20 protein-coding genes and 1 pseudogene are annotated in these 23,891 nt (G+C 60.7%); 16 read left to right on the top strand and 5 right to left on the bottom strand.

Annotated elements, in window-relative coordinates; translation table 11 throughout:
- Positions 1-13: 13 nt before the first annotated feature.
- From KGB29_RS08500 to KGB29_RS08450, 11 genes and pseudogenes are all read left to right on the top strand, one after another.
- A complete protein-coding gene (locus KGB29_RS08500) occupies positions 14-967 on the top strand; it encodes a quinoprotein relay system zinc metallohydrolase 1 (protein WP_223616383.1) in 954 nt (317 codons plus the stop codon).
- A 260-nt stretch (positions 968-1,227) separates the two neighbouring features.
- Positions 1,228-3,003, top strand: coding sequence for a PQQ-dependent methanol/ethanol family dehydrogenase (locus KGB29_RS08495; RefSeq protein WP_102671474.1), 1,776 nt, complete (start codon positions 1,228-1,230; stop codon positions 3,001-3,003).
- Positions 3,004-3,028: 25 nt separating this feature from the next.
- A pseudogene (locus KGB29_RS08490) lies at positions 3,029-3,118 on the top strand (outer membrane lipoprotein carrier protein LolA); the annotation flags it as partial.
- Between the two features lie 124 nt (positions 3,119-3,242).
- A complete protein-coding gene (locus KGB29_RS08485) occupies positions 3,243-4,763 on the top strand; it encodes an aldehyde dehydrogenase family protein (RefSeq protein ID WP_057715193.1) in 1,521 nt (506 codons plus the stop codon).
- Between the two features lie 263 nt (positions 4,764-5,026).
- A complete protein-coding gene (pqqA, locus tag KGB29_RS08480) occupies positions 5,027-5,098 on the top strand; it encodes a pyrroloquinoline quinone precursor peptide PqqA (RefSeq protein WP_003253598.1) in 72 nt (23 codons plus the stop codon).
- 55 nt (positions 5,099-5,153) lie between these two features.
- The gene (pqqB, locus tag KGB29_RS08475) at positions 5,154-6,068 is read left to right on the top strand and encodes a pyrroloquinoline quinone biosynthesis protein PqqB (protein WP_150814577.1); all 915 of its coding nucleotides are present in this window, start codon (positions 5,154-5,156) and stop codon (positions 6,066-6,068) included.
- Between the two features lie 143 nt (positions 6,069-6,211).
- Entirely contained in the window at positions 6,212-6,964 is a 753-nt protein-coding gene (pqqC, locus tag KGB29_RS08470) for a pyrroloquinoline-quinone synthase PqqC (protein WP_150814578.1), read from the top strand.
- Complete coding sequence (gene pqqD, locus KGB29_RS08465) at positions 6,961-7,233, top strand: pyrroloquinoline quinone biosynthesis peptide chaperone PqqD (RefSeq protein WP_154860152.1); 273 nt, start codon at positions 6,961-6,963, stop codon at positions 7,231-7,233. The genes pqqC and pqqD overlap by 4 nt, the downstream gene beginning before the upstream one ends.
- Positions 7,211-8,353 (top strand): pyrroloquinoline quinone biosynthesis protein PqqE, encoded by a 1,143-nt coding sequence (pqqE, locus tag KGB29_RS08460; protein ID WP_154860151.1) that lies wholly within the window; start codon positions 7,211-7,213, stop codon positions 8,351-8,353. The genes pqqD and pqqE overlap by 23 nt, the downstream gene beginning before the upstream one ends.
- Before the next feature lie 232 nt (positions 8,354-8,585).
- Positions 8,586-9,749, top strand: a complete 1,164-nt coding sequence (gene ercA / locus KGB29_RS08455) for an alcohol dehydrogenase-like regulatory protein ErcA (RefSeq protein ID WP_150814582.1) — start codon at positions 8,586-8,588, stop codon at positions 9,747-9,749.
- Positions 9,733-11,469, top strand: a complete 1,737-nt coding sequence (locus tag KGB29_RS08450; protein WP_150814583.1) for a NahK/ErcS family hybrid sensor histidine kinase/response regulator — start codon at positions 9,733-9,735, stop codon at positions 11,467-11,469. Before ercA ends, KGB29_RS08450 begins: the two co-directional genes overlap by 17 nt.
- Here KGB29_RS08450 and KGB29_RS08445 read toward each other — a convergent pair.
- Positions 11,445-12,335, bottom strand: coding sequence for an aldose 1-epimerase (locus KGB29_RS08445; protein WP_150814584.1), 891 nt, complete (start codon positions 12,333-12,335; stop codon positions 11,445-11,447). The genes KGB29_RS08450 and KGB29_RS08445 overlap by 25 nt on opposite strands.
- Positions 12,336-12,728: 393 nt before the next feature.
- Here KGB29_RS08445 and KGB29_RS08440 point away from each other — a divergent pair, with 393 nt between their 5' ends.
- Entirely contained in the window at positions 12,729-13,349 is a 621-nt protein-coding gene (locus KGB29_RS08440; protein ID WP_008046717.1) for a TetR/AcrR family transcriptional regulator, read from the top strand.
- 60 nt (positions 13,350-13,409) lie between these two features.
- On the opposite strand, the gene KGB29_RS08435 is transcribed toward KGB29_RS08440, so the two are convergent.
- The 4 genes from KGB29_RS08435 to hydA form a co-directional block, all read right to left on the bottom strand.
- Positions 13,410-14,438: an RHS repeat-associated core domain-containing protein gene (locus tag KGB29_RS08435; RefSeq protein ID WP_150814663.1), complete on the bottom strand. Its 1,029-nt coding sequence runs from the start codon at positions 14,436-14,438 to the stop codon at positions 13,410-13,412.
- 298 nt (positions 14,439-14,736) lie between these two features.
- Complete coding sequence (gene preA, locus KGB29_RS08430) at positions 14,737-16,011, bottom strand: NAD-dependent dihydropyrimidine dehydrogenase subunit PreA (protein WP_150814662.1); 1,275 nt, start codon at positions 16,009-16,011, stop codon at positions 14,737-14,739.
- Positions 16,012-17,379, bottom strand: a complete 1,368-nt coding sequence (locus KGB29_RS08425; RefSeq protein WP_150814661.1) for an NAD(P)-dependent oxidoreductase — start codon at positions 17,377-17,379, stop codon at positions 16,012-16,014.
- A 154-nt stretch (positions 17,380-17,533) separates the two neighbouring features.
- Positions 17,534-18,973: a dihydropyrimidinase gene (hydA, locus tag KGB29_RS08420; protein WP_150814660.1), complete on the bottom strand. Its 1,440-nt coding sequence runs from the start codon at positions 18,971-18,973 to the stop codon at positions 17,534-17,536.
- A gap of 552 nt (positions 18,974-19,525) precedes the next feature.
- Here hydA and KGB29_RS08415 point away from each other — a divergent pair.
- From KGB29_RS08415 to sigJ, 4 genes are all read left to right on the top strand, one after another.
- Complete coding sequence (locus KGB29_RS08415; protein WP_150814659.1) at positions 19,526-21,010, top strand: NCS1 family nucleobase:cation symporter-1; 1,485 nt, start codon at positions 19,526-19,528, stop codon at positions 21,008-21,010.
- 142 nt (positions 21,011-21,152) lie between these two features.
- A complete protein-coding gene (locus tag KGB29_RS08410) occupies positions 21,153-22,436 on the top strand; it encodes a Zn-dependent hydrolase (protein ID WP_150814658.1) in 1,284 nt (427 codons plus the stop codon).
- A gap of 94 nt (positions 22,437-22,530) precedes the next feature.
- Positions 22,531-22,965: a carboxymuconolactone decarboxylase family protein gene (locus KGB29_RS08405; RefSeq protein WP_150814657.1), complete on the top strand. Its 435-nt coding sequence runs from the start codon at positions 22,531-22,533 to the stop codon at positions 22,963-22,965.
- 3 nt (positions 22,966-22,968) lie between these two features.
- Entirely contained in the window at positions 22,969-23,862 is an 894-nt protein-coding gene (sigJ, locus tag KGB29_RS08400; RefSeq protein WP_150814656.1) for an RNA polymerase sigma factor SigJ, read from the top strand.
- Positions 23,863-23,891 lie beyond the last annotated feature (29 nt).

Below are 23,891 nucleotides of genomic sequence, written 5' to 3'. Positions count from 1 at the left end.
TAAGGAGCGTGGCATGCGCTGGATCCTGTTGATGGTGTTAAGCGTCAGTCTGCCGGCCCTGGCCGATCTCGAGTACTCGCTCAAGCCCCGGCGGATCGCCCAGGACACCTGGTTACTGGAAGGCAGCACCGATAATTTCGCCAAGGCCAACGGCGGCAACATCGTCAACACCGCGTTTATCGTCACTGAACGCGGTGTGGTGGTGATCGACACCGGGCCGTCCAGGCGTTACGGCGAAGCGATGCGCAAGGCCATTGCCGCCACCACCGACAAGCCGGTGATCGAGGTCTTGCTGACCCATCACCACCCGGACCATGTGCTGGGTAATCAAGCCTTCACCGACGTGCCCATCGGCGCCTTGGCCGGCACCAGCGAGCTGTTGCACCAGCAAGGCGATGCCATGGCGGAGAATATGTACCGGATGGTCGGCGACTGGATGCGTGGCACCGAAGTGGTGCTGGCGACTCAGACGCTGACACCCGGCGTGAAAAGTTTTGGGAATCACGATCTGCGCTTGCTGAGCCTGGGTGGGCATACGGGCGCGGATCTGGCTATTCTCGACCAGCAAACCGGCGTGCTGTTTGCCGGGGACCTGGTGTTTTATCAGCGGGCGCTGACAACGCCCAACAGTCCAGGGCTTTCGGTGTGGCTGGCGGACATCGCGACCCTGCGAGGCTTGCCCTGGACGCAGATCGTGCCGGGCCATGGGCCGGTGTCGAGCGATCCACAACCCTTCGAGCAGATGCGCGATTACCTGACCTGGCTCGATCAGCTCATGCGCGACGGCGCGGCCAATGGCAGTGATATGGCCGAGATGATCCGCAGCCCCATCCCTGAACGTTTCGCCGGGATCAACCTGAGCCGTTATGAACTGATCCGCAGCGTCAGTCATTTGTATCCGCGTTACGAGCGCGGGCAGATGACCCGGGTGGACTCCGCCGCAAATAACTGCCCCACCCTGATCTAATGTGGGAGCGGGCTTGCTCGCGAAAGCGGAGTGTCAGTCGACATAAAAGGTGACTGACACGGCCACTTCGCGAGCAAGCCCGCTCCCACAGGGGATCTATGTCTGGCACAAAGTTCGCTGCTCATCTCCTCCGAACCTGTACCAAGGAACTAGAAAACTCCACATTGCGGGCAATTGTTGCCAGGGCAGCGGCGCCCAAGAATCTGCACCAGACCGGGAAAATTTTCCGGACATAACAAAAATCCGCAGAGGAAGCCGTCATGACCCAACCCGCACGTCGCCAGCCCTTCGTCTTGAGCCTGCTGCTCAGTGCCATGCTGTTGTCCGGCCAGGCATTGGCCGGGGTTTCCGACCAGGACATTCTCCAGGATCCGAAGAACCCGGAACAGGTCGTGACCAACGGCCTCGGCGTTCAAGGGCAGCGCTACAGCCCGCTGGATATTCTCAACGTCGACAACGTCAAGGAGCTGCGCCCGGCGTGGGCGTTTTCCTTCGGCGGAGAAAAACAGCGTGGCCAGCAAGCGCAGCCGATGGTCAAGGACGGCGTGATGTATATGACCGGTTCCTACTCCCGGGTATTTGCCGTGGATGCGCGCACCGGCAAGAAACTCTGGCAATACGATGCGCGCCTGCCCGATGACATCCGCCCTTGCTGCGATGTGATCAACCGTGGCGTCGCGCTGTATGGCGACCTGGTGATTTTCGGCACCCTCGACGCCAAGCTCGTGGCGCTGAACAAGGACACCGGCAAGGTGGTGTGGAGCAAGAAAGTCGCCGACCACAAGGAAGGCTACTCGATCAGCGCCGCGCCGCTGGTGATCAACGGCAAGCTGATTACCGGCGTGGCCGGTGGCGAGTTTGGCGTGGTGGGCAAGATCGAGGCCTACGACCCGAAAAACGGTGATCTGCTGTGGACCCGGCCAACGGTCGAAGGCCATATGGGCTACGTCTACAAGGACGGCAAAGCGGTTGAAAACGGCATCTCCGGCGGCGAGGCGGGCAAGACCTGGCCGGGCGATCTGTGGAAAACCGGTGGCGCCGCCCCTTGGCTTGGCGGTTACTACGACCCCGAAACCAACCTGCTGTTGTTCGGTACCGGCAACCCGGCGCCGTGGAACTCGCACCTGCGCCCTGGCGACAACCTCTACTCCTCGTCGCGCCTGGCGCTCAACCCGGACGACGGCACCATCAAGTGGCACTTCCAGAGCACGCCCCACGATGGTTGGGACTACGACGGCGTGAACGAGCTGGTGTCCTTCAACTACAGCGAAGGGGGCAAGGAGATCAAGGCGGCGGCCACTGCCGACCGTAACGGTTTCTTCTACGTGCTGGACCGCACCAACGGCAAATTCATCCGTGGCTTCCCGTTCGTGGACAAGATCACCTGGGCCACCGGCCTGGATAAGAACGGCCGGCCGATCTACAACGAAGCCAGCCGTCCCGGTGCCCCGGGTTCGGAAGCCAAAGGCAGCTCGGTCTTCGTAGCGCCGGCGTTCCTCGGCGCGAAAAACTGGATGCCGATGGCCTACAACAAAGACACCGGGCTGTTCTATGTGCCGTCCAACGAATGGGGCATGGACATCTGGAACGAAGGCATCGCCTACAAGAAAGGCGCGGCGTTCCTCGGCGCCGGCTTCACCATCAAGCCGTTGAACGAAGACTACATCGGCGTGCTGCGGGCCATCGATCCGAAAACCGGCAAGGAAGTCTGGCGCCACAAGAACTACGCGCCGCTGTGGGGCGGGGTGCTGACCACCAAGGGCAACCTGGTGTTCACCGGCACGCCTGAAGGCTTCCTGCAGGCCTTCAACGCCAAGACCGGCGAAAAGGTCTGGGAATTCCAGACCGGCTCTGGCGTGCTCGGCTCGCCCGTGACCTGGGAAATGGACGGCGAACAGTACGTCTCGGTGCTCTCCGGCTGGGGCGGCGCGGTACCGCTGTGGGGCGGCGAAGTGGCCAAGCGGGTGAAGGACTTCAACCAGGGCGGCATGCTCTGGACCTTCAAGCTGCCCAAGGATCTGGTCGCCAAGCATTAAACCTGTAGGAGCGAGCCTGCTCGCGATGGTCGTCAACGATAACGCTGGAAGCCTGACACCCCACTGCGTTCTCGGGTTCATCGCGAGCAAGCTCGCTCCCACAGTGTTTTGTGTGAAACCTACGACCAAATAACGAGAGCCCCTCCTGCCAACGATGCATTCGTCTGGCACGCGGGGCTCTCTAGTATCGGCTCATCGCCTGTCAGCACGACAGGCATCGACCCAGACAGAGGCCCACCATGATCTACGCACAACCCGGAACCCCAGGCGCCGTCATTACCTTCAAGCCGCGCTACGGCAACTTCATCGGTGGCGAGTTCGTTGCCCCGATCAATGGCGAGTACTTCACCAACACCTCGCCGGTCAACGGTGAAGTGATCGCCGAATTCCCGCGCTCCAGCGCCGCCGACATCGACAAGGCCCTCGACGCCGCCCATGCCGCTGCCGACGCCTGGGGCAAGACCTCGGCCCAGGACCGCTCCCTGGTGCTGCTGAAAATCGCCGACCGCATCGAGCAGAACCTTGAGGTCCTGGCCGTCACCGAAACCTGGGACAACGGCAAGGCCGTGCGCGAAACCCTGAACGCCGACGTGCCGCTGGCGGCCGACCACTTCCGTTACTTCGCTGGCTGCATCCGCGCCCAGGAAGGCGGGGCTGCCGAGATCAATGAGCTGACCACTGCCTATCACTTCCATGAGCCCCTGGGCGTGGTCGGGCAGATCATTCCGTGGAACTTCCCGCTACTGATGGCCGCCTGGAAACTCGCCCCGGCCCTGGCCGCCGGCAACTGCATCGTGCTCAAGCCTGCCGAACAAACGCCGCTGTCGATCATGGTCTTCGCCGAGCTGATCGCCGACCTGCTGCCGGCGGGTGTGTTGAACATCGTCCAGGGCTTCGGGCGCGAAGCCGGCGAGGCCCTGGCCACCAGCAAGCGCATCGCCAAGATCGCCTTCACCGGCTCGACCCCGGTGGGCGCGCACATCATGCATTGCGCCGCCGAGAACATCATCCCGAGCACCGTCGAACTGGGCGGCAAGTCGCCGAACATTTTCTTCGAAGACATCATGAACGCTGAACCGGCGTTCATCGAAAAAGCGGCGGAAGGACTGGTGCTGGCGTTCTTCAACCAGGGCGAAGTCTGCACCTGCCCGTCTCGGGCACTGGTCCAGGAGTCGATCTACGAGCCGTTCATGGCCGAGGTGATGAAGAAGATCGTCAAGATCAAGCGCGGCAACCCGCTGGACACCGAGACCATGGTCGGCGCCCAGGCGTCCGAGCAGCAATACGACAAGATTCTCTCGTACCTGACCATTGCCCAGGAGGAGGGCGCCGAGCTGCTCACCGGTGGCGCGGCCGAACGTCTGGAGGGTGACCTGTCCAGTGGCTATTACATCCAGCCGACCCTGCTCAAGGGGCACAACAAGATGCGCGTGTTCCAGGAAGAAATCTTCGGTCCGGTGGTGGGCGTCACCACCTTCAAGGACGAAGCCGAAGCGCTGGCGATTGCCAACGACAGCGAGTTCGGCCTCGGCGCCGGCCTGTGGACCCGCGACATCAACCGGGCCTACCGCATGGGCCGGGCGATCAAGGCCGGGCGGGTGTGGACCAACTGTTACCACCTGTACCCGGCACATGCGGCGTTCGGTGGCTACAAGAAGTCCGGCGTCGGTCGCGAAAACCACAAGATGATGCTCGACCACTATCAGCAGACCAAAAACCTGCTGGTGAGCTACGACATCAATCCGCTGGGGTTCTTCTGATTTCGCACTGATGGCAAGCACCCTGTAGGAGCGAGCCTGCTCGCGATGGATGTCAACGATGACGCGTGCTGTCTGTATGTACGCGGTGTGTTCACGTCCTTCGCGAGCAAGCTCGCTCCTACAGTATTTGTGTGTGCATGACGATCGCACCCCCCCTACCAAATCACCCCGCCAACTCCTTCGAAAGTAGCATTCGGGCACTCGGCGCCCCGTGCATTAATGGCTCTACCGGAATCACCCGGGCACAAGAAGAGGAATGACCCATGTGGACTAAACCCGCGTTTACCGATCTGCGCATTGGCTTCGAAGTGACGATGTATTTCGCCAACCGTTGATTGATCACCCGGCCAGCCAATGCGTTGGCCGGGCCTGCCTTCTGGAGCATCCGCCATGCACATCCGCGTTCTCGGTTCCGCCGCTGGCGGTGGTTTCCCGCAGTGGAACTGCAACTGCCGCCAGTGCGCCGGTGTGCGCAATGGCAGCCTGCGGGCCCAGCGCCGTACGCAGTCGTCGATTGCCCTGAGTGACGACGGTGTGGAGTGGGTGCTGTGCAATGCGTCACCGGACATTCGCGCGCAACTCGAGGGTTTTGCGCCGCTGCAACCGGCGCGCCGATTGCGTGACACTGCCATCGCTGGCGTCGTACTGCTCGACAGCCAGATCGATCATTGCACCGGTTTGCTTAGCCTGCGCGAAGGCTGTCCGCATGACGTTTGGTGCACCGCGCGTGTGCATCAGGACCTGAGCAGCGGTTTCCCGTTGTTCAAAATGCTTGAACACTGGAACGGCGGATTGCAATGGCAACCGGTCGGCCTCGATCGCCAGCCGTTCGGCATCCCGGCCTGCGAGCATTTGCAGTTTCGCGCGATTCCCCTGGTGAGCAACGCGCCGCCGTATTCACCCAATCGCGGCAACCCGCAACCGGGCGACACCATTGGCCTGTTCATAGAAGACCTGCGCAACGGCGCATCGCTGTTCTATGCACCGGGCCTTGGCCGAATCGACGATGAAGTGCTGGGCTGGATGCAGCGTGCCGATTGCCTGCTGCTGGACGGCACCCTGTGGCGGGACGACGAGATGCGTATCTGCGAAGTCGGCCAGAGCCTGGGCAGCGAAATGGGGCACCTCCCACAAAGCGGCCCCGGCGGGATGCTTGACGTGCTGGAGGGTTTCAATCGCCAGCGCAAGGTGCTGATCCATATCAACAACACCAATCCCATTCTCGATGAAGACTCGGCCGAGCGGGCTTTGCTGGAGCGGCGGGGGATCGAAGTGGCTTATGACGGCATGGATATCGTGCTGTAGCGACTGACGCCTTCGCGAGCAAGCCCGCTCCCACAATGGATCTGTTTCGATCAAAAAAATGTGTTCAACCCTGACCCCTGTGGGAGCGGGCTTGCTCGCGAAGAGGCCAGGCCAGACACCGCAGCGCTTCCAGGAGTACCCCAATGACCAAGACCCCGATGTCCCCTACAGAATTCGAAGCCGCCCTGCGCGCCAAGGGCGCCTACTACCACATCCACCATCCCTTCCACCAAGCCATGTACGCCGGACGCGCCAGCCGCGAGCAGATCCAGGGCTGGGTCGCCAATCGCTTCTATTACCAGGTCAACATCCCCCTGAAAGACGCTGCCATCCTGGCTAACTGCCCGGACCGCGACGTGCGCCGGGAGTGGCTGCAACGGATTCTCGACCACGACGGCGTCCCCGGCAGCGAGGGCGGAATCGAAGCCTGGCTGCGCCTGGGCGAAGCCGTGGGCCTGGATCGCGAGCAGATTTTGTCCCAGGAACTGGTGCTGCCCGGGGTGCGTTTCGCGGTGGACGCCTACGTCAATTTCGCCCGTCGCGCCTGCTGGCAGGAAGCGGCCAGCAGTTCGCTGACCGAACTCTTTGCCCCGCAGATCCATCAATCGCGACTCGACGCCTGGCCGACCCATTACCCGTGGATCGACGTCGCCGGCTACGACTATTTCCGCACGCGCCTGAGTCAGGCGCGGCGCGATGTCGAGCATGGCTTGCGCGTTACCCTGGCGCACTACGTGACGGCCGAGGGGCAACAACGCATGTTGGAGATCCTGCAATTCAAGCTCGATGTGCTGTGGAGCATGCTCGATGCCATGAGCATGGCCTACGAACTTGCACGCCCGCCTTATCACACGGTCACCGGCGACAACGTCTGGCACCGGGGGATCGCCCTGTGAGCCTGATCAATCGCCAGCAGTCACCGGCCTTGCGTCGTGGTTTTCGTCTGCAATGGGAGCCCCGTCAGGATTGCTACGTGCTGCTGTACCCCGAAGGCATGATCAAGCTCAACAGCAGCGCCGGGCAGATTCTGGACCTGGTGGATGGCCAGCGCAGCGTGGCGGCGATCATTGATCGATTGAGCGCGAATTTCCCCGGCGTACCCGGGATCGACGAAGACGTGCTGGCGTTTCTGGAGGTGGCCCATGCGCAATTCTGGATCGAGTGAGACGCTGCCCGGACCGCCGCTGTGGCTGCTCGCCGAGCTGACTTACCGCTGTCCGCTGCAGTGCCCCTATTGCTCCAATCCGTTGGACTTTGCCAGGCACGGCGAGGAACTGAGCACGGAAGAATGGATTCGCGTATTCCGCGAAGCGCGGGACATGGGCGCCGCGCAATTGGGCTTTTCCGGTGGCGAACCGCTGGTACGTCAGGACCTCGCCGAGTTGATCAAGGCCGCCCGGGACATGGGCTACTACACCAATTTGATCACTTCGGGCATCGGCCTGACCGAGCAGAAGGTGCGCGACTTCAAGGTGGCCGGGCTGGACCATATCCAGATCAGCTTCCAGGCCGCCGACGAAGCGGTGAACAACATGCTGGCCGGCTCGCGCAAGGCCTTTGCCCAGAAACTCGCCATGGCCCGTGCGGTGAAAGCCCAGGGCTATCCGATGGTGCTGAACTTCGTCACCCATCGGCACAACATCGACCGGATCGCGCAGATCATCGAGTTGTGCCTGGAGCTGGAAGCGGATTTCGTCGAATTGGCCACGTGCCAGTTCTATGGCTGGGCTGAACTCAACCGCGTCGGCCTGTTGCCCACACGGGAACAATTGCAGCGTGCCGAGCGCATCACCAACGAGTATCGCCAGCGCCTTGAAGCTCAGGGCCATCCCTGCAAGCTGATCTTCGTCACCCCGGACTACTACGAGGAACGCCCCAAGACCTGCATGAACGGCTGGGCCAACCTGTTTCTCGACATCACCCCCGACGGCACGGCCTTGCCTTGCCACAGCGCCCGGCAGTTGCCGGTAGCGTTTCCCAACGTGCGCGAGCACAGCCTCTCGCACATCTGGAACGACTCGTTCGGCTTCAATCGTTTTCGCGGCGATGACTGGATGAAGGAGCCGTGCCGCTCCTGCGATGAAAAGCACAAGGACCTGGGCGGGTGCCGCTGTCAGGCTTTCATGCTGACTGGCGATGCCAGCAATGCCGACCCGGTGTGCAGCAAGTCGCCGCACCACGGCGTGATCCTCAAGGCCCGCGAGGAAGCCGAGGCGCCAGGGTTGGGGATCGAACACCTGACGCTGCGCAATGCGAAGACTTCGCAGCTGATCTATCGCGGTTAGTCTGGCGACACAGGTCCGTGTGGGAGCGGGCTTGCTCGCGAAAGCGGTGTGTCAGTCACCATCAATATTGACTGACAGGGCCTCTTCGCGAGCAAGCCCGCTCCCACAGGGGGGCCACGGTGAATTCGAATCTGAGTACGCCCCAGCCTGCTACCCATTGGTCTGATTGCATTCGCAGCTGGATGGTTTAGTGTGGTTTCTACCTTCCAAAACAATAAAAACAGGCTTTCCAATGAGCCAGAGTCTCAACCAGCTGCGCAAGTTCGTTTCCCCTGAAATCATCTTCGGTGCCGGTAGCCGACACAGTGTCGGCAATTACGCCAAGACTTTTGGCGCACGCAAGGTGCTGGTGGTCAGCGATCCCGGCGTGATCGGCGCCGGCTGGGTCGCCGATGTCGAGGCCAGCCTGCAAGCGCTGGGCATCGAATACTGCCTGTACAGCGATGTCTCGCCCAACCCACGGGTCGAAGAGGTGATGCTCGGTGCTGAGATGTACCGGGAAAACCACTGCGACGTGATCGTCGCCGTCGGTGGTGGCAGCCCGATGGACTGCGGCAAAGGCATCGGCATCGTCGTCGCCCATGGCCGCAGCATTCTCGATTTCGAGGGCGTGGACACCATCCGCGTGCCCAGCCCGCCGCTGATCCTGATTCCGACCACCGCCGGCACCTCGGCCGATGTCTCGCAATTCGTGATCATTTCCAATCAGCAGGAGCGCATGAAGTTCTCCATCGTCAGCAAGGCCGTGGTGCCGGACGTTTCGCTGATCGACCCGGAAACCACCCTGAGCATGGACCCGTTCCTGTCGGCCTGTACCGGCATCGACGCGCTGGTGCATGCCATCGAAGCCTTCGTGTCCACCGGCCATGGGCCGTTGACCGACCCCCATGCGCTGGAAGCGATGCGCCTGATCAATGGCAACCTGGTGCAGATGATCGCCAACCCGACCGACATCGCCCTGCGCGAGAAGATCATGCTCGGCAGCATGCAGGCCGGGCTTGCGTTCTCCAACGCCATCCTGGGCGCCGTGCATGCCATGTCCCACAGCCTCGGCGGCTTTCTGGACCTGCCCCACGGCCTGTGCAACGCGGTGCTCGTCGAGCATGTGGTGGCCTTCAATTACAACTCGGCACCGGAGCGCTTCAAGGTGATCGCCGAGACCTTCGGCATCGACTGCCGAGGCCTGAATCACCGGCAGATCTGTGGGCGCCTGGTCGAACACCTGATCGCCCTCAAGCACGCCATCGGCTTTCACGAAACCCTCGGTTTGCATGGCGTCAGGACCTCGGACATTCCGTTCCTGTCGCAGCATGCGATGCATGATCCGTGCATCCTGACCAACCCGCGCGAATCCAGCCAGCGTGATGTCGAGGTCGTCTATGGCGAAGCCCTCTGACGAGCAACAACGCGCCCTGGCCGGGCTGCTGGGGCTGGGCAGCCATTCGGCGCGCAAGAGTCATTACCCGGAACTGGCCGCGCGCCTGGATGATCTGGAAGCCGAGCGTAACCGCTACAAGTGGCTGTTCGAAAACGCGGTGCACGGGATCTTCCAGGCCAGCCTGCACGATGGCATGCGTGCCGCCAACCCGGCGCTGGCACGCATGCTTGGCTATCAGGACCCGCAGGAGGTGCTGTTCTCCCTGACCGACCTGGCCGGCGCCCTGTTTGTCGACGGCGCGCAGGAGCTGGAAAACATCGGCGAGATCCTCAGGCACCAGCGCAGCCTGCACGGCTATGAAACCCGCTTGCGCCGCAAGGACGGCAGCCATCTCGATGTGTTGATGAACCTGCTGCTCAAACCTGGCCAGGAAGGGCTGGTGGAGGGGTTCGTTTCCGATATCACCGAGCGCAAACAGGCCCAGCAACGCCTGCAGCAACTCAATGACGAACTGGAGCTGCGCGTCGTCTCGCGCACCAATGAACTGCTCGAAGCCAACCGCAACCTTCAGCAGCAGATCATCCAGCGTAAACAGATCGCCAAGGCCTTGCGCGATGCCCGCGATGCCGCCGAGGCCGCCAATCACAGCAAGGACAAATACCTCGCCGCCGCCAGCCACGACCTGCTGCAACCGCTGAACGCCGCGCGGTTGCTGATTTCGACCTTGCGCGAACGCAAGTTGCCGGAAACCGAACAGGTGCTGGTGGAACGCACTCACCAGGCCCTGGAAGGGGCCGAAGATCTGCTGACGGACCTGCTCGACATTTCCCGGCTCGACCAGGCCGCGGTCAAGCCGGACATCGCGTCGTACCGCCTCGACGAACTGCTGGGGCCGCTGGTGTCGGAGTTCCAGTCCGTCGCCCAGGCGGCCGGCTTGAACCTGCGGGTGCGCATGGCCGATTACGCCATCAGCACCGACTTGCGCCTGATGACGCGGATCCTGCGCAACTTCCTCAGCAATGCCTGCCGCTACACCGATGAAGGCAGCATCCTGCTGGCGGTAAGGCGTCGGGGTGAGATGCTGCGCCTGGAGGTCTGGGACACCGGGCGTGGCATCGCCGCCGACCGGCTCGATTCGATCTTCCTCGAGTTCAACCAACTGGATGTCGGTCGCGCCGCCGACCGCAAGGGCGTGGGCCTGGGGCTGGCGATTGTCGAGCGCATCGCCAAGATCCTTGGCTATAGGATCGGCGTGTACTCGTTGCCGGGGCGGGGTTCGATGTTCAGCATCGAGGTGCCGATATCCGACGAAGTTCCGTTGCCCGTGAGCCAGGCGGTACCACAACCGGGTACCGGCAATCCGTTGCCGGGCCGCCGTCTGCTGGTGATCGACAACGAAGTGAGCATTCTCGAAAGCATGGGCGCGTTGCTCGGGCAGTGGGGCTGCGACGTTCTGGTCGCCACCGATGAAGCGGCTGCGCTGGCGGCGCTAAGCGGACAGGCGCCGGAGCTGATTCTCGCGGACTATCACCTCGATCACGGGGTGGTCGGCTGTGATGTGGTGCGACATTTACGCGAGCATTTCCACCAGGACATTCCCGCGGTGATCATTACCGCCGACCGCACCGACCAATGTCGGCGTGCGTTGCAGCGGCTCAACGCACCCTTGCTGAACAAACCGGTGAAGCCTGGCAAGTTGCGAGCGGTGTTGAGTCAACTGTTGGGAACATCTGCCTGAAGCGGCCGATACTGCAGGCTGAAACCCAGTTCGGTGGATTGGCCCTGTTCCAGCAAACGCAACCCCGGCCGACCGGGCAGGTGGTGCGCGTTGACCGGATGGCTCACCGGCTCGATGCAGAAAAACTCCAGGCCCACGGGGCAGTACAGCAGGTAGTAATCGCTGCCGGTGGCCTGGCAGTCGAGCGTGTAACCAAGATCCGCTTGCTCGATCAGGCAGTGACCGTTCCATTCACAGAAGCCGTTGTCCACCAGCGATTCGGGCAATGCCTTCAGATGCTGGAAATCCCACTCGAGCGGCAATGCGCTGAGTTCTGTCGGCAGTTTTGCCCTGTCGCACAACCACACATGCCGGGCGGGTGCCTGTAGTCGGGTGTTCGCGGTGCGCGGCAGATACGGATGCAATCCCAGGCCATGCCACGCAGCGTGCTCGGCCAGGTGTGTGACGTGCAGTTCGATGCTCAGCTTGCCCGCGCTCAAATGGAAACGTTGCCGGGCGCGATAAGCGAAGGGGGTTGTGCCGTCGAGTTGCAGGACCACTTCATTTTCCGATCGGGAAACCACGTCCCACACCTGCTGCCAGGCGCTGCCGTGAATCGGCAGGGGATCGGTGAGGCTGTTGGGCGCCAGTGCCAGCCAGCCATCGGGGCAATCGAAACCGCCATCGGCGATGCGGTTGGACCAGGGGATCAAGGGAAAGCAGCCGAGTTTGCCGGGCAGGCCGGTATTCAGGGCGTGCTCATCGGCGTGCCGCAACAAGGGCTGTCCGGTGCTGCGCACCGTCCAGTTGACGATGCTGGCGCCAAGCTCGGGTGCGAGGGTGAGGCGGGTGAATTCGTCTTCGAGTTCGATCAGTGTTAGCGACATGTTGACCTGCTGTGTGATTTTCAAGGCTTGCACCGTTCCCTGTGGCGAGGGGGCTTGCCCCCGTTGGGTCGCGAAGCGGCCCCTACGACTTTCAGGCATATCGAGGAGTTTATATTTACGACTGCTGCGCAGCCGAACGGGGGCAAGCCCCCTCGCCACAAAAGCTCGCTCCCACAAGGGATTGGATTGTCAGCTGGAAATCATCGGAGGCAGCGTGCCGAGCAGGGCCGCGACGGTCAGGTTTTTCCTGAGCAACATCGTGGGCACCTCAGGCAGTTTCCAAGTGCGCAGAGTTTAGCTTTACGACAGTGGCTGCACGAAGTTTCGTTTTCCCCTGTCGCCGCGATCCAGAGCGGATGCTAGTCTTGCTCAACGTTGTTGTCGGGGATCCGCATGGGCAATCACAAGATCGAGATTCGTCGCAGTAACGTCGAAAAAATCCTGCTGGGGGCGGAAAAAGTCTTCGCTGAAAAGGGCTTTGGCAGCACCGCCATGGCCGACATCGCCGCTGAAGTACAACTGCCGCGCTCCAACCTGCACTACTACTTCAGCACCAAGACCGAGTTGTACAGCGCCGTGCTGTTCGACTTGCTGGAAGTCTGGAAGCAGGATGCGCTGTGCTTCGAGATGTTCGATGACCCGCGTGTGGTGCTCAGCAGCTACATCCGCGCCAAGATGAACCATTCCCGCAGCCGGCCCTATGGCTCGAAAGTCTGGGCCAACGAAATCATCCATGGCGCGCCGACCCTCGGCGAAGCGCTGGATGCGAGCCTGTACGACTGGGCCAAGATGAAGGAAGCGAAAATCCGCCAATGGGTGGACGACAAACGCATCCTGCCGGTGGAGCCCTCGAGCCTGCTGTACATGATCTGGGCCTCGACCCAGCACTACGCCGACTTCGATCACCAGGTGAATATTCTCAACGACCATCAGCCGCTGTCGGACATGCAGTTCGAGAAAGCGGTGCAGACGGTGACCAGTGTGATTTTGCGGGGGATTGGGTTGGAGCCATAAATTGGGTACCGTGATTGTAGAAGTAATTTATGGCTCTACCGTATGTGGTATCTATGAATGCTATTTTGGATTGCTATCTTTGATTCTTCTGATGTTGTACTGCTTGATTTGAAGTTCTGTGCGTTTGAGGCTGTTTTCTGCTATGTAGCGTTGCTGGTGAAGCGTTTTTTGATTTGATGTTTGGTCTTTGTATTTATTCCATTTTTCCAGTAGCGCTTTAGTGGTCTTTGGTTGATAGTCCTGGTTTTTCATTACGTATCTGTCATATTCCAATCCATCTTGTACAAGTTTCCTGTTGTTAACTGTGCTCTTTGAAGGGGTCGAGCTTCTTTTCGTTTTTATTATGGTTTTGTGTAAGGTTTTCTCAAAATTCATCTCCTGAGAAATTAGTGTTGAGGTAATATTTTCTGGTTGGGATGCAGTGGCGGCGGTTGATCGTGAAGTTGGGTTGATTGATGTTTTATTAGCTCGTTTAATTGTAGTGGAAGAGGCTTGAAGTGTTTTTGGTTTATCCGTCCATGGTCGAAAAAAATGTTTTGGTTTGGAAATCCATGGTCGAAAAAATTGAACGGGGCTATTACCGGTGGGATCGTAAAGATTGATTGGATCACCCCCGCAATACGCATACGAATTAATTCCCCCATCACCAAAAGGACTCAACTCATCCGGACTGTTAAATCGCATCAATACCGGATTAAAAGCCCGCTTCCCTTGCCCCAGCAAATAATGACCCGTAATACCGTCAAGGCATTCACCGTTAAACCCGAGCAAACTGCTCAATCCACTGTCAGCCGGACGGTGTCCGTACGCGGAGTAAGCCATGCGCTCGCGACGGGTCGCTGAAAGGGTTTGCAATACCGAATACGCCTGATCTGTTGCCAATAGAAGGGTGTCAGTGGCGCCGGCCAGGGTCTGCCGTTGCGCCAAGGGTTGCTCCCCATGACGAAGGATCGTTTGCTGATCCTCTTCCCCCAGTTCCGTCACCAGGTCGTTCTCTTGATAGAAGCGTTGTGTGAATGCCTGCTCTTGCGCCTGCAATCCCGCCAGGCGGTCCAGGGGATCGTATTTATAGCGACGCAGTATTTTCATGGGACGAATTCCCTTCGGCAATTTGACCGAATCAGCCTCAGACTTTTTTGGCGGAGCGTCTACTAGCAGAACTGATAGGCAATGAGGTGTTTTGGCGATGATCAGGGGGATATCAGCGTTTGGTGCAGTCGCAAGAGATTGGATTGACGCCTTGAGATTTGTGTTGCAGTGGCTGGCCTCTTCGCGAGCAAGCCCGCTCCCACAGGGATCATTGGTGTACATCAGGTTTGATGTACGACACAAATCCACTGTGGGAGCGAGCTTGCTCGCGATGGCGCCGGTTCAGACGCCGCAGATTTCAAGGACCGACGTGATACGGATTCCTCGGATCATGATTCCAGTCCAGGAACGGCTTGCCGGTCTCCACCGGCACCATCTCGATGCAGTCCTGCACAGGGCAGGTGATCTGGCACAGGTTGCAGCCCACACACTCCTCATCGATCACTTGATACTTGTGAGTGCCATCCGCTTGCTTGAGGCTGGCCACGGCCTGGTGCGAGGTGTCCTCACAAGCGATATGGCAGCGACCGCAGCCGATACAAGCCTCCTGATCGATTTTCGCGATCACCTGGTAGTTGATGTCCAGGTACTTCCAGTCCGTGGTGTTGCCCACCGCGCGGCCGGAAAACTCCGAAATGCTGGCATAGCCCTGACTGTCCATCCAGCGTGACAAGCCGTCCTTCATGTCTTCGACAATCCGGAAGCCATGCAGCATCGCCGCCGTGCAAACCTGCACCGAGCCACTGCCGAGTGCGATGAATTCCGCCGCATCGCGCCAGTTGCCAATGCCGCCGATCCCGCTGATCGGCAGGCCCTGGGTCTGCGGGTCGCGGGCGATTTCGGCGACCATGTTCAAGGCTATCGGCTTGACGGCCGAGCCGCAGTAACCGCCGTGGGTGCTTTGGCTGCCGACCATGGGATTGGCGACCATGCGTTCGAGGTTAACGCTGGTGATCGAGTTGATGGTGTTGATCAGCGACACCGCATCGGCACCGCCTCGGTGGGCGGCGCGGGCGGCGACACGGATGTCGGTGATGTTCGGCGTGAGCTTGACGATCACCGGCAGCGAGCAATAGGTCTTGCACCAGCGGGTGACCTGTTCCACGTATTCCGGCACCTGGCCGACCGCCGCGCCCATGCCGCGTTCCGGCATGCCGTGGGGGCAACCGAAGTTCAGCTCGATGCCGTCGGCGCCAGTGGCTTCCACCAGCGGCAGGATGTGTTTCCAGGATTCTTCGACGCAGGGCACCATCAAGGACACGATCAGCGCACGGTCCGGCCAGTCCTTTTTGACCTGGGTGATTTCCCGCAGGTTGATCTCCAGCGAGCGGTCGGTGATCAGCTCGATGTTGTTAAAGCCCAGTACCTCCCGGTTAGCCCCGAAGTGCGCCGAGTAGCGCGACGACACGTTCACCGCCGCCGGGTCTTCACCCAGGGTTTTCCAGATCACGCCGCCCCAGCCGGCCTCGAAGGCGCGGACCACGTTGTAGGCCTTGTCGGTCGGCGGCGCGGAGGCCAGCCAGAATGGATTGGGTGCTTTGATGCCGGCGAAGACAATCGACAGATCGGCCATTTACGCAGCCTCCACGTTGAGCATCAGTTGAGCGTTGATCGCCTCGGCGGCGCGCTTGCCATGCTGCACGGCTTGCACGGTAAGGTCTTGATCGAGGCTGGTGCAGTCGCCGCCGGCATACACGCCGGGGATGCTGGTGCGCAGTTGTTCATCGACTTCGATGCGCTCGCCCTGACGCTTGAGTTCTCGGGCCAGCGGATCGCTGAGGGCGCTGCCGTCGAAGGTCTGGCCGATGGCCTTGAAGATCGCGTCGGCGGCCAGTTCGAAGGTTTCACCGGTGGTTTGCAGGCGGTCTTCCACCAGACGGGTGCGGGCGAAACGCATGCCGCGCACGCGGCCATGGTCATCGAGCAGCACTTCTTCGGGTTGAGCCCAGGTCATCAGCCGCACCTGATTGGCCTTGGCAATCTCCTGTTCGTGATGGGTGGCCCCCATGTCCTCGATGCCACGGCGGTACACCAGATTCACATCGTGAGCGCCGAGGCGGGCCATTTGCACCGCCATGTCGATGGCAGTGTTGCCTGCGCCGAGGACAATGCAGTGGTCGGCCAGGGGCAGTTGGCTCAGGTCATCGGCCTGGCGCAGTTCACGGATGTAGTCGGTGGCGGCGAGCAGGCCGGGCGCGTCTTCGTGGGCCAGCCCTAGCTGTTTGCTGGCATTGAGCCCAAGGCCGAGGAACACCGCATCGAACTGTTGATGCAGTTCACTGAGGGTCAGGTTCTCCCCGAGTTTCTGCCCGTGGCGGATTTCGATGCCGCCAATCTCCAACAGGAACTCAAGCTCCTTTTGCGCGTAGTCATCCACCAGTTTGTATTTGGCGATTCCGTATTCGTTGAGGCCGCCAGCCTTTTCCCGCGCCTCGAAAATCACCACGTCATGCCCGTGCATGGCACTGCGGTGGGCGCAGGACAAACCGGCCGGACCGGCACCCACCACGGCGATGCGTTTGCCGGTGTTGGCAGCACGCTGGAAGGGGTGTGTGCTGAAGTGGGCGTTGTCCACCGCGTAACGTTGCAACAGGCCGATCATGACCGGCGCGCATTCGTGAGTGTTGTTGCGCACGCAGGCTTGCTGGCAAAGAATCTCCGTCGGGCACACCCGGGCGCAACTGCCGCCGAGGATGTTGGCCGAGAGGATTTTCTGCGCGGCGCCTTGCACGTTGTCCTGCGCAATGTTGCGGATGAACGAGGGAATGTCGATCTCGCTCGGACAGGCATTCACGCAGGGCGCGTCGTAGCAATACAGGCAGCGCGAGGCTTCCAGGTGCGCCTGGCGCTCGTTTAGCGGCGGCGCCAGATCGGTGAAGTGGCCGGCGAGGGCGGCCGCATTCTCAACGGGATGCGGGAGGTGGTCCAGGGTCTTGATCACGGTTTTGGCCTCACGGTTATTTGAGGTGCTGCCTCTGAATGGGCATTGTTTTTCGTTGTCTGTACCGGCCTCTTCGCGAGCCGGCTCGCTCCCACAGGGGAATGCATTTCAAATGTGGGAGCGGGCTTGCTCGCGAAGGCCGTAGGCCTCGATTTCAGCGTTTCACAGCAACCGGCTGATTCAACTCGGCCCGCTTGCTCAGCAAATCAAACACCGCCGGATACGCCGGTCGTTCGATGTAGCGCCCGGCCCCGCGTTCGGCCCGCAGGTCGCCGTCGGCCCAGACCACGCGGCCCTGGCTGATGGTGTGGCTGGGCACGCCGCGCACGGACTTGCCTTCGAAGATGTTGAAGTCCACCTGCTGATGGTGGGTCTTGGCGGAAATGGTCCGCGTGCCTTGCGGGTCCCACAGCACCAGGTCGGCATCGGCACCCACACGAATCGCGCCTTTGCGTGGGTAGAGGTTGAAGATCTTCGCCGTGTTGGTGGACGTCAGCGCGACGAATTGCTGCATCGAAAAGCGTCCGCTGTTCACGCCTTCATCCCACAACACCGCCATGCGGTCTTCGATGCCGGCGGTGCCGTTGGGGATCTTGCTGAAGTCGTCGCGGCCAGCGGCTTTTTGCTCGGCGCAGAAACAGCAATGGTCAGTGGCGGTGGTGTGCAGGTTGCCCGATTGCAGGCCATGCCAGAGCGCTTCCTGATGGCCACGAGGGCGGAACGGCGGGCTCATCACATAACCGGCAGCAGTTTGCCAGTCCGGATCGCGGTAGACGCTGTCGTCCAGCAGCAGGTGCCCGGCCAGTACTTCGCCGTAGACCGGCTGGCCCTTGCCACGGGCGTAGGTGATTTCGTCCAGGGCTTCCTTGGTCGAGACGTGAACCAGGTACAGTGGCGTGCCCAGGGTTTCGGCGATGCGGATCGCCCGGCTCGCGGCCTCGCCCTCAACCTGTGAAGGCCGCGACAGCGGATGCGCTTCCGGTCCGGTGATGCCCTGGGCCATCAGCTTGCGTTGCAGGTGATACACCAGTTCACCGTTTTCTGCGTGAACGGTCGGCACCGCGCCCAGTTCCAGGCAGCGTTCGAAACTCGCCACCAGGGTGTCATCGGCGGCCATGATCGCGTTCTTGTAGGCCATGAAATGCTTGAAGCTGTTGACGCCGTGCTGGCTGACCAGTTCGGCCATTTCCTCGCGGACCTGTTCGCTCCACCAGGTGATGGCGACGTGAAAGCCATAGTCCGACGCCGACTTCTCGGCCCAGCCGCGCCACTGATGGAAGGCTTCGAGCAAGGATTGCTGCGGGTTGGGAATCACGAAGTCGATGATCGACGTGGTGCCGCCGGCCAGTCCGGCCGCCGTGCCGCTGTAGAAGTCTTCGCTGGCCACGGTGCCCATGAAGGGCAGTTGCATGTGGGTGTGCGGGTCGATGCCGCCGGGCATCAGGTATTGGCCGCTGCCGTCGAGCACTTCGGCGCCTGCAGGTACATCGAGATTTTCGCCGATGGCCTTGATCACGCCGTCTGCGCAATACACATCGGCGCGATAACTTTCATCATGGGTAATAAGGGTGGCGCCACGGATCAACAGAGACATTCCGAGTTCCTCGCAGGCAATGACCGGTTTATGCCGGTTCTAGATGTTCTATATGAAAACAGCCCGGTCAGATTGATTCCTGTCAGTGCTGTCAGGATTAAACGCTAGCTGCAGTTATCCGAATCGGCAAGAATATTTTTTATAAGCTTATGCAGGTATTAACTAATTGATATTTAAAGATTAATTACAAAAATCACCAAAATGGTGAGGCCGTTCACCATTTTGACGCACTTGACAGGATCGAAAAATAGTCAAGATTTCTTATGTGAAATCAGCTGTTTGAGTATGGTCTATGGTTGATGCGCAGCCATCGAAAAAAGATCAACGCACCAGATTGAGTCCTGACTGTCAGGACAACTTGTCTGGCATTCGGCCTGAGTGGCATGACATGCAACTGAGGACTGCATCGTTGACTGCATAAAACTGATAAACATCAGTTGCTTACAGAGTGTTTATGGAACTGCCCGATGCGTAAGCGGGGCACCCGGCACGTTTATTGATGCCGCCAGCCCCCGATGAGCAAAAAATAATTCAAAGAACAGTGGAGCGGCCATGCAACAGATCAGATCGCAAGTGACCGAGCGCGACGGCTTGTTCGAGCTTGAAGCCGGCAGCGATGTCCTCGACAGTCCCCGTTACAACCACGACATTGCACCGACCAAGGTGCGCGAACGCACCTGGAACAAATGGCACATCACCGCGCTGTGGGTAGGCATGGCGATCTGCGTGCCGACCTACACCCTTGGTGGCGTGCTGACCGCGTACTTCGGCCTGAGCGTCGGTGAAGCGCTGCTGGCGATTCTGTTTGCCAACATCATCGTGCTGATTCCCCTGACGCTTAACGCCTTTCCCGGCACCAAGTACGGTATTCCCTTTCCGGTGTTGCTGCGCTCGTCCTTCGGCGTGCTCGGCTCCAACATTCCGTGCCTGATCCGCGCCCTGGTGGCGTGTGGCTGGTTCGGCATCCAGACCATGTTCGGCGGCCTGGCGATTCACCTGTTCCTCGGCTCGGTGTTCGAGGGCTGGAAGTCCCTGGGCGGCACCGGCGAGGTCATCGGCTTCATGGTGTTCTGGGCGCTGAACCTGTGGGTGGTGATTCGCGGTGCCGAGTCGATCAAATGGCTGGAAACGCTTTCGGCACCGCTGTTGGTGCTGGTGGGGGTTGGGTTGTTGGTGTGGGCCATGCCCAACGTGTCGATGACCGAGTTGCTGGCGATCCCGGCCAAGCGCCCCGAAGGTGCGGGCGTGGCCAGTTACTTCGCGGCCGGGCTGACCGCGATGGTCGGGTTCTGGGCCACGCTGTCGCTGAACATCCCCGACTTCAGCCGCTACGCGAAAAGCCAGAAGGACCAGATTGTCGGGCAGATCATCGGCTTGCCGCTGACCATGTTCCTGTTTGCCTCCCTGGGCGTGGTGATGACCGCCGCCTCGGTGAAGCTGGTGGGGGTGACGGTGTCCGACCCGGTGACCCTGATCGGCCATATCCAGAGTCCGGTCTGGGTGGCGCTGGCCATGGCGCTGATCATCATCGCCACGCTGTCGACCAACACCGCGGCCAACATCGTATCGCCGACCAACGATTTCCAGAACATCGCACCCAAGGTGATCAACCGGACCAAAGCGGTAATCCTCACCGGGCTGGTCGGACTGGCGCTGATGGCCCATGAACTGCTGAAAAAGCTCGGCCTGATCGTTTCCGATCTCAGCCTGGAAACGGTCTATTCCAACTGGTTGCTCGGCTATTCCAGCCTGCTGGGGCCAATCGCCGGGATCATGGTGGTGGACTATTTCCTGATCAAGAAGCAGCAACTGGACCTCGCCGGCCTGTACCGCGATGACGTGTATCCGGCGTGGAACTGGAGCGGGTTCATCGCGTTTGGTGTGCCGGTGGTGCTGACGCTGCTGTCCCTGGGCAGCGATGCGTTCAGCTGGTTCTACAGCTATGGCTGGTTCACCGGCTCGGCGCTGGGTGGGGTTATTTATTACGGGTTGAGTGTGATACGGCCTAGTCCGTCTGTCGCGAAATCTGCGGTGTGATGACTGGCCTCTTCGCGAGCAAGCCCGCTCCCACAGGGGGAATGCATTCCAAAGGTGGGAGCGGGCTTGCTCGCGAAGAGGGCCTCAAACACACCAAAAAATGCTTGAGAGAAACCGATAAGAACAGCCTGAGGAGATCATCATGAACGCGGCCGTAGACGTTCTGCAGTCCAGCCATCAGCACATCAACAGCGACCGCCTGTGGCAATCGCTCATGGAACTGGCCAGGCTCGGCGCCACGGTCAAGGGCGGCGTGTGTCGCCTGGCCCTGACCGATCTGGATCGCCAGGCCCGGGACATCTTCGTCAAATGGTGTATCGATGCCGGCTGCACCGTCAGCATCGACGCCGTCGGCAACATCTTCGCCCGTCGCTCCGGACGCAATCCCGACCTGCCACCGGTGATGACCGGCAGCCACATCGACACCCAGCCCACCGGCGGCAAGTTCGATGGCTGCTTCGGTGTGCTGGCGGGCGTCGAAGTGCTGCGTACCCTCAACGACCTCAATATCGAAACCGAAGCGCCGCTGGAAGTGGTGGTCTGGACCAACGAAGAAGGCTCGCGTTTCGCCCCGTGCATGATGGGTTCCGGCGTGTTCGCGGAAAAATTCACCCTTGAGGAAACCCTGGCCAAGGTCGATGCCGAGGGCGTGACGGTGGGGCAGGCACTGAATGCCATTGGTTACGCCGGGCCGCGCAAAGTCAGCGGCCACAAAGTCGGCGCCTACTTTGAAGCTCACATCGAGCAAGGCCCGATACTGGAAGACGAACGCAAGACCATAGGCGTGGTCATGGGCGCCCTCGGGCAGAAATGGTTTGACCTCAAGCTGCGCGGCGTCGAAGCCCACGCCGGCCCGACTCCGATGCACCTGCGCAAGGACGCCCTGGTCGGCGCCGCGGTGATCGTCGGAGCGCTCAACCGCGCCGCCCTCAGCCATCAACCCCATGCCTGCGGCACCGTCGGTTGCCTGCAAGCCTATCCCGGCTCGCGCAACGTCATCCCCGGCGAAGTGCGCATGACCCTGGACTTCCGGCACCTGGAACCGGCGCGCCTGGACTCGATGATTGCCGAAGTGCGTGAAGTCATCGAAACCACCTGCGACGAACACGGCCTGACCTTCGAACTCACGCCAACGGCCGACTTCCCACCGCTGTACTTCGACAAGGGCTGCGTCGAAGCGGTACGCGGCGCCGCCCAAAGCCTGGGCCTGTCGCATATGGACATTGTCAGCGGCGCGGGCCATGACGCAATCTTCCTCGCCGAACTCGGCCCGGCCGGGATGATCTTCGTGCCGTGCGAAGGCGGCATCAGCCACAACGAAATCGAAAATGCCGCGCCGGAAGACCTGGCGGCCGGGTGTGCGGTGCTGTTGCGGGCAATGCTGGCGGCTTCGGCGGCGATTGCGAAGGGAGAGTTGGCTGCTTGAACCGAGTGACGTGCGCTGAATGAATCAGCGCACGTCACAAACCCCAACCCTCAATCGTCATCCTGTTGAATCCCTCAATCAGTGGAGCAACCCGATGTCGTCCAACACCCAAGCGGTCAACCTGCTGCAATCGATCCCACAGGTTTTCGAAAGCCTGACCCAGGTTCATGTCGCGCTCGATCAGCATGATCTCAATCCAGGCCTCAAGCACTTGATCCACCTGCGCGCCTCGCAGATCAACCAATGCGGTTTTTGCGTGAAAATGCACACCCGCGAAGCCCGGGAAGCCAATGAAACCAACGAGCGTCTGGATCGCCTGATCATCTGGCGTCACGTCAGTGATTTCAGCCCTGCGGAGCGCGCCGCGCTGGCGTGGACCGAAGCCTTGACGGTACTGGATGAAAAAACCGATTACGCCAGCCTGCGCGGTGAACTGAGGGCGTATTTCAATGACGAACAGATTGGCGCCTTGACGGCCGAGATCGGCATGATCAACCTGTGGAACCGCTTGCAGGTGTCGAGGCACTGATTGATGAACTGCGCTGAAAACGCCGCCACTGTGTTCGAGCAGCGCCGGCCCTTTTTGCTCGGTCTGGCCTATCGCATTCTCGGTTCGCGCGTCGAAGCCGAGGATGCGGTGCAAGAGTTGTTCATCAAGTGGCTGGAGGCCGACCGGGCCTCCATCGCCACGCCGGCCGCCTGGCTTACCACCGCGTGCACCCGCCATTGCATTGACCTGCTACGGTCGGCGCACAAGTCCCGGGTAGATTACATCGGTACCTGGCTGCCGGAGCCGATCCACACGGCGCATCAGGATTCACCCGAGCACATGCATGAACTGGCTTCGTCGCTGTCCACCGCGTTCGTGTTGTTGCTGGAGCGGCTGACACCCAAGGAGCGTGCCGCGTACCTGCTGTACGAAATCTTCGACATGGATTACCCGCAGGTTGCCGATGCGGTCGGGGTGCAGGAAGCCGCTTGCCGCAAACTGGTGTCTCGGGCCAAGGCGAGTCTTGGCAGTGCCCAGACCCGCTATCAACCGGAACCTGTGCGCCAAAACCAGTTGCTCAGTGCCTTCCATAACGCCATCACCAGTGGTTCCACGGCGAACTTGAGCATGATGCTGAGCGAAGACGTCGAACTCTGCGCCGACAGCGGCGGCAAGGCTTCGGCGATCCGTGAAACGTTGTTTGGCATCGAAAGCGTGCTGGATTTCATTGGCCAGTCGTTGCACGCCTATTGGCAAACCTGTGAATGGCTGCCCGTTGAAATCAATGGTGCCCGAGGCGTCATCATCAAGGCCGACGGTGTTATCACCGCGTCGATGACGTTTGCTTTCGATGAAGCCGGGCGGGTGAATCGGGTTTTCATCATGCGTAATCCGGACAAGTTGGTGGGGCTTGACGCGTCCTTTAACGTGCAATAGTCAAAGGACCACCGGCCCTCCAGGCTTTT

It is taken from the genome of Pseudomonas sp. BF-B-30 (genome assembly GCF_019956305.1).
Taxonomy (GTDB): domain Bacteria; phylum Pseudomonadota; class Gammaproteobacteria; order Pseudomonadales; family Pseudomonadaceae; genus Aquipseudomonas; species Aquipseudomonas jessenii.
The sequence above is the reverse complement of the archived record's forward strand: the minus strand, read 5'-3'. Positions and strand labels throughout refer to the sequence as shown.

Bases quoted from the DNA above. Each gene is read 5' to 3' on its own strand.
- KGB29_RS08500 (WP_223616383.1), top strand. From the start codon at position 14: ATGCGCTGGATCCTGTTGATGGTGTTAAGCGTCAGTCTGCCGGCCCTG.
- KGB29_RS08495 (WP_102671474.1), top strand. From the start codon at position 1,228: ATGACCCAACCCGCACGTCGCCAGCCCTTCGTCTTGAGCCTGCTGCTC.
- KGB29_RS08485 (WP_057715193.1), top strand. From the start codon at position 3,243: ATGATCTACGCACAACCCGGAACCCCAGGCGCCGTCATTACCTTCAAG.
- pqqB (WP_150814577.1), top strand. From the start codon at position 5,154: ATGCACATCCGCGTTCTCGGTTCCGCCGCTGGCGGTGGTTTCCCGCAG.
- pqqC (WP_150814578.1), top strand. From the start codon at position 6,212: ATGACCAAGACCCCGATGTCCCCTACAGAATTCGAAGCCGCCCTGCGC.
- pqqE (WP_154860151.1), top strand. From the start codon at position 7,211: ATGCGCAATTCTGGATCGAGTGAGACGCTGCCCGGACCGCCGCTGTGG.
- ercA (WP_150814582.1), top strand. From the start codon at position 8,586: ATGAGCCAGAGTCTCAACCAGCTGCGCAAGTTCGTTTCCCCTGAAATC.
- KGB29_RS08450 (WP_150814583.1), top strand. From the start codon at position 9,733: ATGGCGAAGCCCTCTGACGAGCAACAACGCGCCCTGGCCGGGCTGCTG.
- KGB29_RS08445 (WP_150814584.1), bottom strand. From the start codon at position 12,335: ATGTCGCTAACACTGATCGAACTCGAAGACGAATTCACCCGCCTCACC.
- KGB29_RS08440 (WP_008046717.1), top strand. From the start codon at position 12,729: ATGGGCAATCACAAGATCGAGATTCGTCGCAGTAACGTCGAAAAAATC.
- KGB29_RS08435 (WP_150814663.1), bottom strand. From the start codon at position 14,438: ATGAAAATACTGCGTCGCTATAAATACGATCCCCTGGACCGCCTGGCG.
- preA (WP_150814662.1), bottom strand. From the start codon at position 16,011: ATGGCCGATCTGTCGATTGTCTTCGCCGGCATCAAAGCACCCAATCCA.
- hydA (WP_150814660.1), bottom strand. From the start codon at position 18,973: ATGTCTCTGTTGATCCGTGGCGCCACCCTTATTACCCATGATGAAAGT.
- KGB29_RS08415 (WP_150814659.1), top strand. From the start codon at position 19,526: ATGCAACAGATCAGATCGCAAGTGACCGAGCGCGACGGCTTGTTCGAG.
- KGB29_RS08410 (WP_150814658.1), top strand. From the start codon at position 21,153: ATGAACGCGGCCGTAGACGTTCTGCAGTCCAGCCATCAGCACATCAAC.
- KGB29_RS08405 (WP_150814657.1), top strand. From the start codon at position 22,531: ATGTCGTCCAACACCCAAGCGGTCAACCTGCTGCAATCGATCCCACAG.
- sigJ (WP_150814656.1), top strand. From the start codon at position 22,969: ATGAACTGCGCTGAAAACGCCGCCACTGTGTTCGAGCAGCGCCGGCCC.